14 protein-coding genes are annotated in these 14,581 nt (G+C 67.1%); 7 read left to right on the top strand and 7 right to left on the bottom strand.

The window, feature by feature from the left end:
* Window positions 1–894 carry a heme o synthase gene (gene cyoE / locus LZ605_RS13830; protein WP_249842141.1) on the top strand — a complete coding sequence of 298 codons (894 nt, stop codon included), beginning with the start codon at window positions 1–3 and terminating at the stop codon, window positions 892–894.
* A gap of 137 nt (window positions 895–1,031) precedes the next feature.
* Window positions 1,032–1,841, top strand: coding sequence for a calcium-binding protein (locus LZ605_RS13825; protein WP_249842140.1), 810 nt, complete (start codon window positions 1,032–1,034; stop codon window positions 1,839–1,841).
* A gap of 75 nt (window positions 1,842–1,916) precedes the next feature.
* Here the strand turns inward: LZ605_RS13825 and LZ605_RS13820 are convergent, their stop codons facing one another.
* The 4 genes from LZ605_RS13820 to LZ605_RS13805 are packed head-to-tail and all read right to left on the bottom strand — an operon-like array spanning window position 1,917 to window position 6,161.
* Entirely contained in the window at window positions 1,917–2,888 is a 972-nt protein-coding gene (locus LZ605_RS13820; RefSeq protein ID WP_249842139.1) for a bile acid:sodium symporter family protein, read from the bottom strand.
* A gap of 28 nt (window positions 2,889–2,916) precedes the next feature.
* On the bottom strand, window positions 2,917–3,417 hold the full coding sequence (locus LZ605_RS13815) for a fused DSP-PTPase phosphatase/NAD kinase-like protein (RefSeq protein ID WP_249842138.1): 501 nt from the start codon (window positions 3,415–3,417) through the stop codon (window positions 2,917–2,919).
* Between the two features lie 27 nt (window positions 3,418–3,444).
* The gene (gene dnaG, locus LZ605_RS13810) at window positions 3,445–5,184 is read right to left on the bottom strand and encodes a DNA primase (protein ID WP_249842137.1); all 1,740 of its coding nucleotides are present in this window, start codon (window positions 5,182–5,184) and stop codon (window positions 3,445–3,447) included.
* A 59-nt stretch (window positions 5,185–5,243) separates the two neighbouring features.
* Complete coding sequence (locus LZ605_RS13805; protein ID WP_249842136.1) at window positions 5,244–6,161, bottom strand: YihY/virulence factor BrkB family protein; 918 nt, start codon at window positions 6,159–6,161, stop codon at window positions 5,244–5,246.
* A gap of 212 nt (window positions 6,162–6,373) precedes the next feature.
* Here LZ605_RS13805 and LZ605_RS13800 point away from each other — a divergent pair, with 212 nt between their 5' ends.
* On the top strand, window positions 6,374–7,312 hold the full coding sequence (locus LZ605_RS13800; RefSeq protein ID WP_249842135.1) for a hypothetical protein: 939 nt from the start codon (window positions 6,374–6,376) through the stop codon (window positions 7,310–7,312).
* A 78-nt stretch (window positions 7,313–7,390) separates the two neighbouring features.
* On the opposite strand, the gene LZ605_RS13795 is transcribed toward LZ605_RS13800, so the two are convergent.
* Together LZ605_RS13795 and rpsU are read right to left on the bottom strand one after the other, a co-directional pair.
* Window positions 7,391–7,837, bottom strand: a complete 447-nt coding sequence (locus LZ605_RS13795; protein ID WP_249842134.1) for a GatB/YqeY domain-containing protein — start codon at window positions 7,835–7,837, stop codon at window positions 7,391–7,393.
* Window positions 7,838–7,970: 133 nt separating this feature from the next.
* Window positions 7,971–8,186, bottom strand: coding sequence for a 30S ribosomal protein S21 (gene rpsU / locus LZ605_RS13790; RefSeq protein WP_002808376.1), 216 nt, complete (start codon window positions 8,184–8,186; stop codon window positions 7,971–7,973).
* A 166-nt stretch (window positions 8,187–8,352) separates the two neighbouring features.
* On the opposite strand from rpsU, the gene tsaD reads away from it, so the two are divergent.
* A complete protein-coding gene (tsaD, locus tag LZ605_RS13785) occupies window positions 8,353–9,378 on the top strand; it encodes a tRNA (adenosine(37)-N6)-threonylcarbamoyltransferase complex transferase subunit TsaD (protein ID WP_057497438.1) in 1,026 nt (341 codons plus the stop codon).
* A gap of 82 nt (window positions 9,379–9,460) precedes the next feature.
* On the opposite strand, the gene LZ605_RS13780 is transcribed toward tsaD, so the two are convergent.
* Complete coding sequence (locus tag LZ605_RS13780; protein WP_249842133.1) at window positions 9,461–10,120, bottom strand: hypothetical protein; 660 nt, start codon at window positions 10,118–10,120, stop codon at window positions 9,461–9,463.
* 364 nt (window positions 10,121–10,484) lie between these two features.
* On the opposite strand from LZ605_RS13780, the gene folB reads away from it, so the two are divergent.
* The 3 genes from folB (at window position 10,485) to LZ605_RS13765 (ending at window position 14,500) form a co-directional block, all read left to right on the top strand.
* Window positions 10,485–10,838, top strand: a complete 354-nt coding sequence (folB, locus tag LZ605_RS13775; RefSeq protein WP_049465349.1) for a dihydroneopterin aldolase — start codon at window positions 10,485–10,487, stop codon at window positions 10,836–10,838.
* Between the two features lie 87 nt (window positions 10,839–10,925).
* On the top strand, window positions 10,926–12,197 hold the full coding sequence (locus LZ605_RS13770) for a mechanosensitive ion channel family protein (protein WP_107232117.1): 1,272 nt from the start codon (window positions 10,926–10,928) through the stop codon (window positions 12,195–12,197).
* A gap of 128 nt (window positions 12,198–12,325) precedes the next feature.
* Entirely contained in the window at window positions 12,326–14,500 is a 2,175-nt protein-coding gene (locus LZ605_RS13765; RefSeq protein WP_249842132.1) for a glycoside hydrolase family 3 N-terminal domain-containing protein, read from the top strand.
* Window positions 14,501–14,581: the final 81 nt, after the last annotated feature.

The raw sequence follows: 14,581 nt of genomic DNA, 5'->3' as shown, positions 1-14,581 counted from the left end.
ATGTTTGCCAATTACCGCCAGTACTGGGACCTGACCAAGCCCAAGGTCGTCGCCCTGATCGTGTTCACCGCCCTGGTCGGCATGGTCCTGGCCATTCCGGGCGTGCCCAGCTGGGAACAGATACGCGCCGGCCTGCTCGGCTTCCTCGGCATCTGGCTGGCCGCTTCGGCCGCCGCCGCCATCAACCAACTGCTGGATGCGCACATCGACGCGCAGATGGCGCGCACCTCGTGGCGTCCGTTGGTGGTGGGCAAGGTCAAGCCATGGCAGGTGCTGGTGTTTGCCGGCGTGCTGATCGTGCTGTCGATGGTCATCCTGGTGCTGTGGGTGAACCTGATCACCGCCGTGCTGACCTTCGCCTCGCTGATCGGCTACGCGGTGATCTACACCGTGTACCTGAAGCGCGCGACCTCGCAGAACATCGTCATCGGTGGCCTGGCCGGGGCGATGCCGCCGATGCTGGGCTGGGCCGCGGTCACCGGCATGCAGGGCCCGTCGGACTGGGCGTACTCGTCGCTGCTGGTGCTGATCATCTTCATCTGGACGCCGCCGCACTTCTGGGCGCTGGCGATCTTCCGCCGCGAGGACTATGCCAAGGCGAAGATCCCGATGCTGCCGGTGACCCATGGCGTGGTGCACACCCGCAAGCAGATCATGGTGTATTCGGTGGTGCTGGCGCTGGTCTGCCTGCTGCCGTACCTGGTGGGCATGAGCGGCGCGTTCTACCTGGGCGGCGCGATCGTGCTCAACGCCGTGTTCCTCTGGTACGCCTGGCGCATGCTGGACCCGCCGGACGAACTGTTCTCGATGAAGATGTTCCACTACTCCATCGTCTACCTGATGGCGCTGTTTGCCTTCCTGCTGGTCGACCACTGGATCCTGCCCTGGTTGTAAGGCGCCACCTGTAGAGCCGAGCCCATGCTCGGCTGAGGGGGGGGAGAGCAGCCGAGCGTGGGCTCGGCTCTACACTTGATCCCTTCCAGCGGCGTCGCCATTGCTGTTCCTGACCCCAAGGAAAGGAGCGAGCAAGGATGCATTCGATCTTCCGCTGGACCACCGCGCTGCTCCTGGCGCTGGGCATGGCGTTCGGCGCGCATGCCAACGACACTGCCGCGCAGATCCGCCAGCACGCCGCCGAGCATCGCATGCTGGTGCTGGGCGAATTCCACGGCACCCGCGAGGTACCACTGCTGGTGCGCCAGCTGGTGGATGACTACAGCCGCGAAGGTACCCCGGTGCTGGTGGCGCTGGAACTGCCCCGTGCTGAGAACCCCACGCTGCACGACTATCTGGATTCCGATGGCGGGACGGCGGCACGCCAGCGCCTGGACAACCGTGCGTTCTGGACCGTGCGCGATGACCAGCACGACGGCCGCCGCAGCCGCGACATGCTGGCGATGATCGAAGCACTGCGCGCGCTGAAGGCGCAGGGCCGTGCGATCGAGGTGGTGGGCTACGACGTGAACAGCAGCGGCGGCGGCAACCAGGATCGCGATGACCGCATGGCCGCCGAGCTGCGGCGCCTGTACCGGCGCCTGCCCGACAGCGCACGCATGGTCGTGCTGACCGGCAATGTGCACGCCATGCTGCAACGTCCGGCCGATGCGCCGCCGGAGATGCAGACCCGGCCGATGGCATCGGCGCTGCGTGACCTGGATATCTACAGCGTGCGGCTGGAAGCGCTGCGTGGGCACTTCTGGGGATGCATGGACCGTTGCAAGGCACTGGCTCTGCTCGAACGGCCGGCGCGTGCGGCGCAGGTCAACACCCATGCCGGGCGCGAGTACGACCTGTGGGTGTGGATGCCGCAGCTGAGCGTCGGCACCCTGGTGGACCCGTAGCACAACGCAACCCATCCACGCATGGCGTGGATCTACTGCAGATTCACGCCATCCGTGGATGTTTTCCAGGTCGGATCAGGGCTTGCGCCGCGCATACCGCTGAGCAATCACGCCGCAGACAATCAGCTGGATCTGGTGGTAGATCATCACCGGCAGCACGATCGCGCCGAGGCTGCCGCCGGCGAACAGCACCTTGGCGATCGGCACGCCGGTGGCCAGGCTCTTCTTCGAGCCGCAGAACACGATGGCGATCTCGTCCTCGCGGTTGAAGCGCAGGCGGCGGGCGATGAAGGTGATCAGCGGCATGGCGATGCCCAGCAGCACCGCGGCCACGATCGCCACCGCGAACAGCGACAACAACGGCGTCTTGCTCCACAGCCCTTCAGTGACCGCTTCGCCGAACGCCGAATACACCACCAGCAGAATGGTGGCCTGATCGGTGTAGCGCAGCAGCGCGCGCTGCTTCTCCACCCAGCCGGCGATCCACGGCCGCAGCAGGTGGCCGGCCACGAACGGCACCAGCAGCTGCAGCATGATGCCGCCGATGGCATGCAGCGGGTCGTGCACGCCGCCGGAGGTACCGGCCAGCGCGGTCAGCAGCAGGGGCGTGAGGAACACGCCGAGGATGCTCGACAGCGAGGCGCTGCAGACGGCCGCAGGCACGTTGCCGCGCGCCATCGAGGTGAAGGCGATGGACGACTGCACGGTGGACGGCAGCGTGCACAGGAACAACACGCCCAGGTACAGCTCCGGGGTCAGCAGCCAGCCCGACAGCGGCTTGAACAGCAGCCCCAGCAGCGGGAACAGGATGAAGGTGCAGGCCAGGATGGTCAGGTGCAGCCGCCAGTGCAGCATGCCGCCGATGATCGATTCGCGCGGCAGGCGCGCGCCGTGCAGGAAGAACAGCGCGGCGATGGCCACCGTGGTGACGTCGTCGAGGACGATGGCGGCAGCGCCCTTCATCGGCAGCAGCGAGGCCAGCCCGACGGTGCACAGCAGGGCGAGGGTGAAGTTGTCCGGTCGCAGGCGCGACCACCAGCGGGTCATGGGGGGCGGACTCCTTGGTGCGGGTGATTCAGGGCGAGGTGACCGGCGTGGCCAGGCGCTGGCGGGTGGCGGCCTCCAGCGACTTCAGGCCGGCACGCTGGCCCAGTTGCAGCGCCTGATCGGGGCTGGCCTGTTCGTAGCGTGCATTGACCAGGCTGAGCACGGCGCCGGCGCGGTTGCCGGAGGCGCAGTGCAGCAGCACCGGCCCCTGGCTCTGCTGCAGGGCCTGGTGCACGGCACGCACGTTGGCCGCGTCCAGGCCCTCGGCACCGGCCACCGGAATGCGCACGTAGCGCAGGCCCAATGATTCGGCCTGGCGGGTTTCATCGAAACCGCGGTCCTCGCCGGGCTGGCGCAGATCGATCACGGTGCGCACGCCCTTCGCGGCAAGCTCGCGCAGCTGCGCGGCGCTGGGCTGGCCGCCGGCATACAGGCCAGGGCGGACTTGGTTGAGCGCCGCGTCTTCGGCCAGCGCGGCCAGCGGCAGGCAGAGCGACAACAACAGCAGGCAGGTCAGGCGCAGCAGCATGGTCTTCTCCGTGAAAGCGTCCTGCCGCTACAGGCGCAGTCCGGCGCGGGCCTTGAGCAGCTCGCGCAGTTCGTACTTGTCAGTATCGTCCAGGCCCTGCTGGCGCTGCTTTGCCAACAACTCCTCCAGACGTTGCACCAGCAGCTGTTTCTCCAGCTGGGCCACGGCATCGTGCAGTTCCTGGGTCCACATTGCCTCGTCGCCCGGCATCGTCTGCGCGGCCAGGGTATGCAGGGAGGCCTGTTCTTCGCGGCCGTCGAAATGCTCCAGCAGCGCGCCGGTGCTGATGTCCGGGCGCTGTTCGACCAGCCCCAGCAGTTCCAGCAACAGCTCTACCCCCGGCAGGCGCAGGCCCTGGAAGTGGTGCTTGCCGCCCAGGGTCAGCGCCAGCGAAGGCTGCTGCAGCAGTACGGCAATCGCACCACGCACCAGGCTGCGCTTGGCCACCGGTTGGATCGAACGCGCCGGCGGCCGTTGCGGCATCGGCGAACGTGCCGCCTGGGCATTGCCGCCGAGGCCGGTCAGCTGCCCCAGCTGCTGCTTCATCAGATCGCCGAAGGCGCCATCGGGAATCTGCGCCAGCATCGGCTTTGCGCGTTCGGCCAGGCGGGCCTTGCCGTCCAGCGTGCCCAGGTTGATCTCGCGGGTCAGCTCGTCGAAGAAGAACTGCGACAGCGGCGTGGCCTGCTTCAGGCGCTCGTTGAACGCCTCGGCGCCTTCCTTGCGCACAATGGTGTCCGGGTCTTCGCCATCGGGCAGGAACAGGAAGAACGCCTGGCGGCCATCCTTCATGCGCGGCAGCACCGATTCCAATGCCTTCCAGCCGGCGCGGCGGCCGGCGGCGTCGCCGTCGAAACAGAAGAACACGTCCGGCGCGTTGCGGAACAGCAGCTCGGCATGGTCCGGCGTGGTCGCGGTGCCCAGCGTCGCCACCGCCTGGGTGACGCCGAACTGGAACAGCGAGACCACGTCCATGTAGCCCTCGACCACGATCAAGCGCTCGATCTTCTGGTTGGCCTGGCGCACCTGCCACAGGCCGTACAGTTCGCGGCCCTTGTGGAACAGCGCGGTCTCGGGCGAGTTGAGGTACTTGGGGCCGTCGTCCTTCTCGAACACGCGGCCACCGAAGGCGATCACCCGGCCCCGGCGGTCGAAGATCGGGAACATCACCCGGTCGCGGAACTTGTCGTAGACGTGGCCGCGATCGTTCTTGGAGAACAGGCCGGCGCGGTCGAGCAGCTTCATGCGCCGCTCGTCCTTGCCCAGGGCATCGCGCAGGCCGCTGTAGCCATCCGGTGCATAGCCGATCTGGAAGCGCGCGCGGTTGTCCTCGTCAACGCCACGACCATCGAGATAGCTGCGTGCCTTGTCGCTGCCTTCCAGGTTCTTCTGGAAGAACCTGGCGGCCGCATCCAGCGCCGAGTACAGCTCGCGGCTGTCGTCCTGCTGCTGCGGGCTGCGCGGGTTCTCGTTGCGCGGTACTTCCATGCCGGCGCGCTTGGCCAGCTCATCCACCGCATCGAGGAACTCGAGGCGGTCGTAGTTCATCAGGAAGCTGATCGCGGTGCCGTGTGCGCCGCAACCGAAGCAGTGATAGAACTGCTTGGTGGGCGAGACCGTGAACGAGGCCGAGCGCTCGTCGTGAAACGGGCAGCGCGCCGCGTACTCCTTGCCCTGGCGCTTCAACGGCACTCGGCTGCCCACCACCTCGACGATGTCGGTGCGGGCCAGCAGGTCGTCGATGAAAGCGTCGGGGATACGGGCCATGGGCAACAGGGCAGGGCGCAGCCGGCAGGCCGCGCAGAAGGGAAGGCAGGTTCCCTAGTCTACTCGCTGGTGGCCGCCGGGCCCGCTTCTTCGGTGGTGTCCCCGCCCTTGGCCAGCTGCGTCCGGGCATACAGGCGTTCGTCGATCACCGCGGTCATCAGCGCGCCGACGAAGAACACCGCAGTGGCGTAGTAGATCCAGACCAGCGAGATCACCAGCGCGCCCATCGAGCCGTAGGCGCTGCCCGGGGCCACGGTGGCGATGTAGACGCCGATGCCATAGCGGCCCAGCGCGAACAGCGCCGAGGTGATGGCGCCGCCGATGAAGGCCTGGCGCCAGGCCACGCGGCGGTCGGGCAGGTAGTGGTAGAGGAAGGCGAAGGCCAGCGTGTACAGCAGCAGCGAGGTGAGGTAGCCGATGGCCGGCAGCACCGACGGCAGCTGCGCGAACACCACCTGCAGCGCGGTGGTAGCGGTCATCGACAGGATCAGCAGGAAGCCCAGCGCCAGCACCACGCCGAAGGAGAACACGCGCTTGCGCAGCCAGGCCTTGATGCCATCCAGGCGCTGGCCGCTGGTGTGGAAGATGCGGTTCAGCGCGTTCTGCAGCTGGGCGAACACCGCGGTGGCACCGACAAACAGCAGCAGCGTGCTCCACAGCCCGGCCAGCGAGCCCATGCTGGGCTGGCTGTTGGCGTTGTGCAGCACGGTGTCAGCGACGCTGGCCACGCTGCTGCCGGCCACCGAACCGATCTGGCCGATCAGTGCCTGCTGTGCCGGCGGGTACAGCGAAGCGGTCAGCCACAGCAGCAGCACCAGCAGCGGGGCCATCGACAGCAGGGCGTAGAAGGAGACCGAGGCGGCCTGGGTCAGCACGTCGATCTCGACGAAGCGCTTGGCCACGGCCATCGGGAAGCTGTCCTGCAGCTTTCCCAGGCGAGATCGGACGGCAGGCAGAAAGGCGTGGGGATGCGGCATCGAAGCAGGAGAAGGCAGGTGGATGATGCTTTTTCTAGCAAATCAGGGCGTTGGGTTGGGTGAAGTGCCTATTCAGACGTTGTGCCGTGCAGCGTCCGCGCTATCCTTCTGCCCGACCGTGGGTGCGCAGGGGGGCTGCCGCCACGGTATCCGGGGCCGGCTGCCGCTGCGCAGGGCCGCGACATTCCAATTTCTCTGCAAAAGGACGCGTTATGAAAGGGATGGTCTACACCACGATGGTGTTGCTGGCGACGGTGAGTGGCTCGGCGGCCGCCGCCTCAGCTGCCTGCGAGAAGGCATTCAAGACGGTAGGCGATCCGCGCAACGGCGCGATGTACATGGCCGATGTGACGGTGCCGGGGCTGAAGGTGCAGAGCGCACTGGACCAGCTGCGGCAGATCGGTGCCGAGGACCAGTTCGAGATCGGCGGCCAGCTGGTGGAAGGCAACACCGGCAACCAGTACCTGATCCAGACCAAGGGCCTGCGTACGCCGCTGGTGCTGATCGGTACCGCCGACCACACCGGCCGGGTGACCTTGGCGACCAAGCTGGCGCGTGGCCAGACGATCGGGCAGGACGAGGCGCGGCAGTCGATGTGCGCGATGCTGGACAAGCTGAAGGGCGGCAGCCAGGGTGAGGCGCTTGCCGCCGCGGCGCGCGCGAAGCAGCCGATGCCTGCGCTTGAAGACGTGGCCGCACCGGACCTGTCCAAGAGGATGGGCAAGGAAGTGCGCTCCACGATGGCCGCTTACAATGCCGCTGGCAGCTTCAAGGACCTGATGCTGGGGACCACCACCAACAAGGAAGACCTGGGCGATCGGTCGGCCACCTTCCTGCCGCTGTACGCGAAGTACATCGGCCGCCGGTACCGCATCGACGGGCAGATCTATACCGTCAACCGGAACAGCTACTCCACCCGTCCGGGCGAGGTGGGATCGATCAACTACCTGGTGACGCCGGAACGCGGCCTGCTGCGGATCCGCCAGAACGACGCCTTCAACAACAACAACTACACCATCCGCTGCGAGTTCGCGCCGGACCAGGCGGCCAACTTCAGCGTGCTGCGTGAGCGTGACTGGGCCAAGCTGGAAGGTGAGGTCAGTTCGATCGAAGGCAGCTCGATGACGCTGCGCAACTGCCGCCAGGCGTAAGCGGCAGCGCCCCTGCCTGCAGCAATGACAAGGCCCGCATAGCGCGGGCCTTGTCGTATGCAGCGGGCGGTGCGGTGATCAGCCGGCCAGGGCCTGCTTGACCAGCTTGGACACCAGGCCCATGTCGGCCTGGCCGGCCAGCTTGGGCTTCAGTGCGCCCATCAGCTTGCCCATGTCGGCCGCGCCGGAGGCGCCGGTCTCGGCGATGGCCGCCTGGATGGCGGCCACGATCTCGGCTTCGCCCATCTTGGCCGGCAGGTAGGCTTCGATGACCACGATCTCGGCACGTTCGATCTCGGCCAGGTCTTCGCGCTGGGCCGCTTCGTACTGGCTGACCGAGTCCTTGCGCTGCTTGACCATCTTGTCGAGCACGGCGATCACCGCGGTGTCATCCAGCTCGATGCGCTCGTCCACTTCGCGCTGCTTGATGGCGGCGTTGATCAGGCGGATCACGCCCAGCTTGTGCTTCTCGCCCGCCTTCATGGCGGCCTTCATGTCGTCGGTGAGCTGCTGCTTCATGCTCATGAGGAACCTCGTGGTGGTGGAGGGGCGGGGCGGATGCCCGGGCCCGGAAACGCAAAAAGCCGGCGACGCTCGCGCGTGCCGGCTTCGGCTTCACCGCGGAAGGACAAGCCTGCCGCAATGAAGATGCGTCCGATCAGTACAGGCGCTGACGCTTGGTGACGTCGCGCGACGAGCGGCGCAGCTGACGCTTCACAGCAGCGGCGGCCTTGCGCTTGCGCTCCTGGGTCGGCTTTTCGTAGAACTCGCGCTTGCGGGTTTCGGCCAGCACACCGGCCTTTTCGCAAGTGCGCTTGAAGCGGCGAAGAGCAAACTCGAAGGGCTCGTTCTCGCGGACTTTGACGCTGGGCATGGAATCTCCGGGACACAGTAGAACCGGGTCACGCCCGGCGAGCCGCACATTATAGCGGCGAATAGACAAACTGCAAGCGGCCAACCCTGAATACGGGCCGGAAGTTCGAAAGCAGTGAGATCTGCACATCCCCCGAGGGGGCGGCAGGGGCGTCATAATAGCAGGCATGCGAGTCCTTGGCATCGAATCTTCCTGTGATGAGACCGGCGTGGCGGTGTATGACACCGACCTGTCCGGCAGCGCGGCCCTGCGCGCCCATGCGGTCTACAGCCAGATCGCGCTGCACGCCGAGTACGGCGGTGTGGTGCCCGAACTGGCCAGCCGCGACCACGTCCGCAAGCTGCTGCCGCTGGTGCGCCAGACCCTGGCCGAAGCGGGCCTGGGTGTGGGCGACATCGACGGTGTGGCCTACACGGCCGGCCCCGGCCTGGTCGGCGCTCTGCTGGTGGGTGCCGGCGTGGCCCGTTCGCTGGCCTGGGCGCTGGAGGTGCCGGCGGTGGGGGTCCACCATATGGAAGGCCATCTGCTGGCCCCGCTGATGGAAGATGACCCGCCGCAGGCGCCGTTCGTGGCACTGCTGGTCTCCGGCGGCCATACCCAGCTGGTGGCGGTCGATGCCATCGGGCAGTACCGCCTGCTGGGCGAAACCCTGGACGACGCGGCCGGCGAGGCCTTCGACAAGACCGCCAAGCTGATGGGCCTGCCGTACCCGGGCGGCCCGCAGCTGGCCAGGCTGGCCGAGCAGGGCACGCCGGGCGCGTACCGCTTCGCGCGGCCGATGACCGACCGCCCGGGGCTGGATTTCAGCTTCTCCGGCCTGAAGACCCAGGTCCTGATGGCCTGGCGCGACAGCGACCAGAGCGAACAGACCCGCGCCGACATCGCGCGTGGCTTTGAAGATGCGGTGGTCGAGACCCTGTCGATCAAGTGCGAGCGCGCGCTGGAAGCGGCCGGGACCAATGTGATCGTGGTGGCCGGCGGTGTCGGCGCCAACAAGCGCCTGCGCGCGCGCCTGCAGCAGATGGCCGAGCGTCTAGGCGGCCGTGCCTGCTTCCCGCGGCCGGCGCTGTGCACCGACAACGGCGCGATGATCGCCTTCGCCGGCGCGCTGCGCCTGCAGGCCGGCCAGCACAGCCCGCCGAAGGTGGATGTGACCCCGCGCTGGGACATGGCGACCCTGCCGGCGGTGTGAACCGCTGTCTGTAGCGTCGAGCTTGCTCGACTGTTCCAGGCAACGACTACAAAGGCGGTGAGGCAGTCGAGCAAGCTCGACTCTACGGGCGGGCGGCCAACGGCGATGCGGCCAACACCGTCGTCGCCCGCTCGTGCCGCTGCAGCCACCCCAGCGTATGCGGGCAGCGCGCATGGATCAGCCGCCCGATCGCGGCCAGGTCAGCGCCGATGTCGCGCTCCAGGATGGGTTCGTGGTGGGCGATGCGGTTGCGCAGGTGGCGGATGCGTCCAATGTCTGCGTGGATGGCTTTCCTGATGACACTGGGATGGGCCGAAGGCGCATGACGTAGAACCCCGCCGAGTGCAGGTATCCACAATGTGGCGTCGAAGCGGCAGGTGAAGAGCTGCTGCCAGAAGACCATCGGCAGGTTGGCGACGACTTCGGAGGCCTCTGTTGCGCGGCTGGCGACCTGCTCCAGCGCGATTCTCGCCGAGGTGGATGAAGCGGCGGGCAGCCTGCGCCGCAAGGCTTCATTCCACGGCCATCGCGGGCCGTGCTGTCGGGCCAGGACCGACGCCGCTGCGTTGCGAATGACCACTTCGCACAGATGCACCGGCATCATCAGTGCACCGCACATCTGCATGTTCCACACGTACAGGCATTGGGCAGTGACGTCAGCGCTGCAGGTTGATGCGATTCTCTCGTAGGTCGACAGTCGCTCCGCCGACAACGCGCGCCTCAATGCATCGTATGCAGCCATGGTGATGTGTGGTGAGGGAGGGAAGCGGGATGTTGCCGAGGGGACGAGCCGGCCACCATCAGGAAACATCCTTGTGTACGTGGGCTGTTTCCCGCGTTTCAGCCAGGGCGGGAACACGGATCTGCGTTGTCGTGATTGGCCTTGACCCGCCGGTTGGTCACTGACTAGTCTGGGCACCTGCGCCACCGGGACTCGCGGCTTGAGAAAGCTCCCCCCGGGGACAAACGGTAGTACCAAAGGGCCCCGCTAGCAGGGCCCTTTGTCTTTTCCGGGCCCGCCCCATGCGGGACGCCCACCGCCCGTTCCGGGCAGGGTCACCGCCGTGCCGTTACCATGGCCGCCTGTATTGTCGCTGGTAACCGCAATGGACAAGGTTTTCATCGAGGGGCTGACGATCGACGCCCTGATCGGTATCTACGATTGGGAACGACGGATCCGCCAGGACCTGGTGTTCGACCTGGAAATGGGCTTCGACAACCGTCGCCCTGCGGCGACCGACGACATCGCCCACACCCTGAACTACAAGGCAGTGAGCAAGCGCCTGGAGCAGTTCGTGCGTGAATCGGAGTTCGGCCTGGTGGAAACCCTGGCCGAGCGTTGCGCGCAGATCGTGCTGGACGAGTTCGAGGTGAAGTGGCTGCGCCTGAAGCTGAGCAAGCCCGGTGCAGTGCGTGGCGCGCGCGCGGTGGGTGTGATCATCGAACGCACGCGCGACTGACCCGGTGAACCCGGCCGCCGGCCGGCAATCCGGTAGTGCCGGCCGCCGGCCGGCAACCTCATCAGCAGTAAAACAAGGAGACAACCGATGGTGGACGCGGTGGTGGCGGTACAGTGGCTGGAAAAGCTGCAGAACACACTGGAACCCTATCCTGGCGCCTACCTGGCGTTGATGATCACGGCGCTGTTGATCGCCGCCGGCCTGGCCAACTGGGTGACCAAGCGCATCCTGCTGCGTGGGCTGCGGCGCCTGCTCAGCCGCCTGCCGGGCGCCGACACTGGCCGCGGCAGCCATCTGATGCGGGTGATCTCGCGCCTGTCCAATGTGGTGCCCAGCCAGGTGATCGCCTCGGGTATCCGCATCGTGCCGGACCTGCCACCGGGTCTGGTCAGCTTCATCATCGGCGCCTGCCAGGCCTGGGCGATCCTGACGGTGGTGCTGGCGATCTCGCATGCGCTGGATGCGGCCAACGACCTGTACGAACGTCGCCCCGAAGCCCGCAACAAGCCGATCAAGGGCTACCTGCAGGTCGCCAAGATCGTCATCTTCGTGATTGCCGGCCTGTCGATCGTTGCCACCCTGGCCGGTGTCGACCTGCGCTATCTGGTCACCGGCCTGGGCGCCGCCACCGCGGTGCTGATGCTGATTTTCCAGGACACCATCCTGTCGCTGGTGGCCAGCGTGCAGATCAGCGGCGATGGCCGCGTGCGCATCGGCGACTGGATCGAGATGCCCAGCCAGAATGCCGATGGCGATGTCATCGACATCGCGCTGCACACCGTCACCGTGCAGAACTTCGACAAGACCATCACCACCATCCCGACCAAGAAGCTGGTGACCGAGTCGTTCAAGAACTGGCGCGGCATGCAGGAGGCCGGGGGCCGCCGCATCAAGCGCGCGCTGTATCTGGACCAGCACAGCGTGGGCTTCCTGGACGAGGGCGACCTGGCCTTCCTTGGCCAGTTCGCGCTGCTGGGCGACTACCTGCGTGAGAAGGAACAGGAGCTGGGACAGTGGAACGGGCGCCTGCGCGAGCAGGGCGTGGCCGAGGTCAACAGCCGCCGGGTGACCAACCTGGGCACCTTCCGCGCCTACGTGGAGCGCTACCTGCGCAGCCATCCGGGTATCCACACCGACATGACCCTGCTGGTACGGCAGCTGCAGCCGACCACCGAGGGCCTGCCGCTGGAGCTGTACTGCTTCACCCGCAGCACCGCCTGGGGCGAGTACGAGGCGGTGCAGTCGGACATCTTCGACCACCTGCTGGCGATCCTGCCGGCCTTCGGGCTGCGGGTGTTCCAGGCCTCCAGCGACGCCATGTTGATGGCCGGGCAGCGCCAGTTGGCCGGCTCGGAGTAAGCTGCGAGGCCTCCGGCCGGACCGTACGGATCCGGCTGGAGGTTGAAACTGAACGACGAAACCTCTCGCCAAATGGCTCCGGATCGCTAGAATGCCGGGCTTGTAAACGTTTTCATCAAGGACTGCTGGTGGCCTCCGATCGCATCGAATCCCTCATTACCCAGATGACCGTCGAGGAAAAGGTCGGCCAGCTGGGTGTCTTCGCGGACATGGTCCGCCCGTTCGCCCCGGACGTGAACCCGGAAGCCAACGTGCGCAATGCCGACCAGGTGCTGCAGCAGGTGCGCGAGGGCAAGGTCGGCTCGCTGTTCAACGGTGTCGGCGCCGAGCTGGGCCGCCGCATCCAGCAGGTCGCCACCGAGGAAAGCCGGCTGGGCATCCCGGTGATCCTGGCCGCCGACGTCATCCACGGCATGCGCACCGTGTTCCCGATTCCGCTGGGCGAGGCCGCCAGCTTCGAACCGGACCTGGCCGAGCGCACCGCGCGTGCCACCGCCGTCGAAGCCACCGCCGCCGGCCTGCACTGGACCTATGCGCCGGCCGTGGACATCGCCCGTGACCAGCGCTGGGGCCGTGGCGCCGAAGGTGCCGGTGAGGACGTGGTGCTGGGCTGTGCCTTCGCCGCCGCCCGCGTGCGTGGCTTCCAGGGCAGCGACCTGCGCGCCGCCGATTCGCTGCTGGCCACGCCCAAGCATTTCGCTGCCTATGGCGCGGTGATGGCCGGCATGGAATACAACATGGTGGACATCTCGCCGCAGACCCTGCGCGACGTGCACCTGCCGCCGTTCAAGGCCGCCTTCGACGCCGGCGCGATCACCGTGATGTCCTCGTTCAACGACATCAACGGCGTGCCGGCCAGCGCCAATGCCGAACTGCTGACCGACATCCTGCGCGGTGAGTGGAAGTTCCCGGGCGTGGTGATCTCCGATTACACCGCCGACATGGAACTGGTTGCGCACGGCTATGCCGCTGACGATCGCGATGCCACCGCCAAGGCGTTCACCGCCGGCCTGGACCTGAGCATGCAGAGCGGCTTCTATGCCGAGCACCTGCCGGGCCTGGTCGAGAGCGGCGAAGTGCCGATGGCGGTGCTGGATGAAGGCGTGCGCCGCATCCTGTGGCTGAAGGAAACCATCGGCCTGTTCGACGACCCGTACCGTTCGCTGGACCCGGCGCGCGAAGCCGATACCTCGCACCTCGCCGCGCATGACGCACTGTCGCGCGATGCTGCACGCCGTTCGATCGTGCTGCTGAACAACCGCGACAACGTGCTGCCGCTGCAGAAGAGCGGGCAGAAGATCGCGCTGATCGGCCCGTTCGTGCAGGACCGCGAGAACATCGAAGGCTGCTGGACGCTGTTCGGCGACAAGCAGCGCTATGTGGACCTGGAAACCGGCGTGCGCGCTGCCATCGGCGACCAAGCGCTGCTGGAGATCGTGCCGGGCTGCGAACTGGAAACCGCCATTGCGGGCGGCACCGAAGCGGCCGTGGCTGCCGCGCTGCGCGCCGACGTGGTGGTGCTGGCGCTGGGCGAGCCGCAGCGCTACAGCGGTGAGGCGCAGTCGCGCGTGGAGATCACCCTGCCGCCGGCGCAGCAGGCGCTGGCCGAGGCGGTGGCGATGACCGGCAAGCCGCTGGTGGTGCTGCTGCGCAATGGTCGCGCGCTGGCGCTGCAGGGCGCGGTGCGCAACGCACACGCCGTGGCGGTCACCTGGTACCTGGGCACGCAGACCGGTCATGCCGTGGCCGATGTGCTGTTCGGCGATTACAGCCCGTCCGGCCGCCTGCCGGTCAGCTTCCCGCAGGTGTCCGGCCAGCAGCCGTACTTCTACAACCACCCGCGCACCGGTCGCCCGGAACTGCCGACCATGTCGGAGTTCAAGGCACGCTGGCGCGAGATCCCGAACGAGCCGCTGTACCCGTTCGGTCATGGCATCGGCTACACCACGTTTGCCTACGGCGTGCCGCAGCTGAGTTCGGCCCAGCTCGGCTGGGATGACACCCTGACCCTCACCACCACGCTGACCAACCGCGGCGATGTGGCCGGCGAGGAAGTGGTGCAGCTGTACATCCACGACCGCGTGGCCAGCCGCGTGCGTCCGGTGCGCGAGTTGAAGGACTTCCGCAAGGTGGCCCTGCAGCCGGGCGAATCCACCGAGGTGGTGTTCACCCTGACCCGCGAGCAGCTGGCCTTCACCGGCCGTGACGGCGTGCTGCGTGCCGAACCGGGCGTGTTCGACGTGTGGGTATGCGCCTCGTCGGCGGCCGGTGAAGCGGTACAGTTCGAGTTGTTGAATGCCTGATCGCGATGGGTAGCGCCGGGCCATGCCCGGCGTTGCCTTGCTCACGATGCGCGAACACGCCAGGCGTAGCCCGGCGCTACC

Source organism: Stenotrophomonas maltophilia, assembly GCF_023518235.1.
Classification (GTDB): Bacteria; Pseudomonadota; Gammaproteobacteria; order Xanthomonadales; family Xanthomonadaceae; genus Stenotrophomonas.
Note: the sequence above shows the minus strand (reverse complement) of the source record. Positions and strands in the feature narration are given on the sequence as shown.

Excerpts from the sequence above, each read along its gene's own strand:
- cyoE (WP_249842141.1), top strand. The coding sequence starts at position 1 with ATGTTTGCCAATTACCGCCAGTACTGGGACCTGACCAAGCCCAAGGTC.
- LZ605_RS13825 (WP_249842140.1), top strand. The coding sequence starts at position 1,032 with ATGCATTCGATCTTCCGCTGGACCACCGCGCTGCTCCTGGCGCTGGGC.
- LZ605_RS13820 (WP_249842139.1), bottom strand. The coding sequence starts at position 2,888 with ATGACCCGCTGGTGGTCGCGCCTGCGACCGGACAACTTCACCCTCGCC.
- LZ605_RS13815 (WP_249842138.1), bottom strand. The coding sequence starts at position 3,417 with ATGCTGCTGCGCCTGACCTGCCTGCTGTTGTTGTCGCTCTGCCTGCCG.
- dnaG (WP_249842137.1), bottom strand. The coding sequence starts at position 5,184 with ATGGCCCGTATCCCCGACGCTTTCATCGACGACCTGCTGGCCCGCACC.
- LZ605_RS13805 (WP_249842136.1), bottom strand. The coding sequence starts at position 6,161 with ATGCCGCATCCCCACGCCTTTCTGCCTGCCGTCCGATCTCGCCTGGGA.
- LZ605_RS13800 (WP_249842135.1), top strand. The coding sequence starts at position 6,374 with ATGAAAGGGATGGTCTACACCACGATGGTGTTGCTGGCGACGGTGAGT.
- LZ605_RS13795 (WP_249842134.1), bottom strand. The coding sequence starts at position 7,837 with ATGAGCATGAAGCAGCAGCTCACCGACGACATGAAGGCCGCCATGAAG.
- rpsU (WP_002808376.1), bottom strand. The coding sequence starts at position 8,186 with ATGCCCAGCGTCAAAGTCCGCGAGAACGAGCCCTTCGAGTTTGCTCTT.
- tsaD (WP_057497438.1), top strand. The coding sequence starts at position 8,353 with ATGCGAGTCCTTGGCATCGAATCTTCCTGTGATGAGACCGGCGTGGCG.
- LZ605_RS13780 (WP_249842133.1), bottom strand. The coding sequence starts at position 10,120 with ATGGCTGCATACGATGCATTGAGGCGCGCGTTGTCGGCGGAGCGACTG.
- folB (WP_049465349.1), top strand. The coding sequence starts at position 10,485 with ATGGACAAGGTTTTCATCGAGGGGCTGACGATCGACGCCCTGATCGGT.
- LZ605_RS13770 (WP_107232117.1), top strand. The coding sequence starts at position 10,926 with ATGGTGGACGCGGTGGTGGCGGTACAGTGGCTGGAAAAGCTGCAGAAC.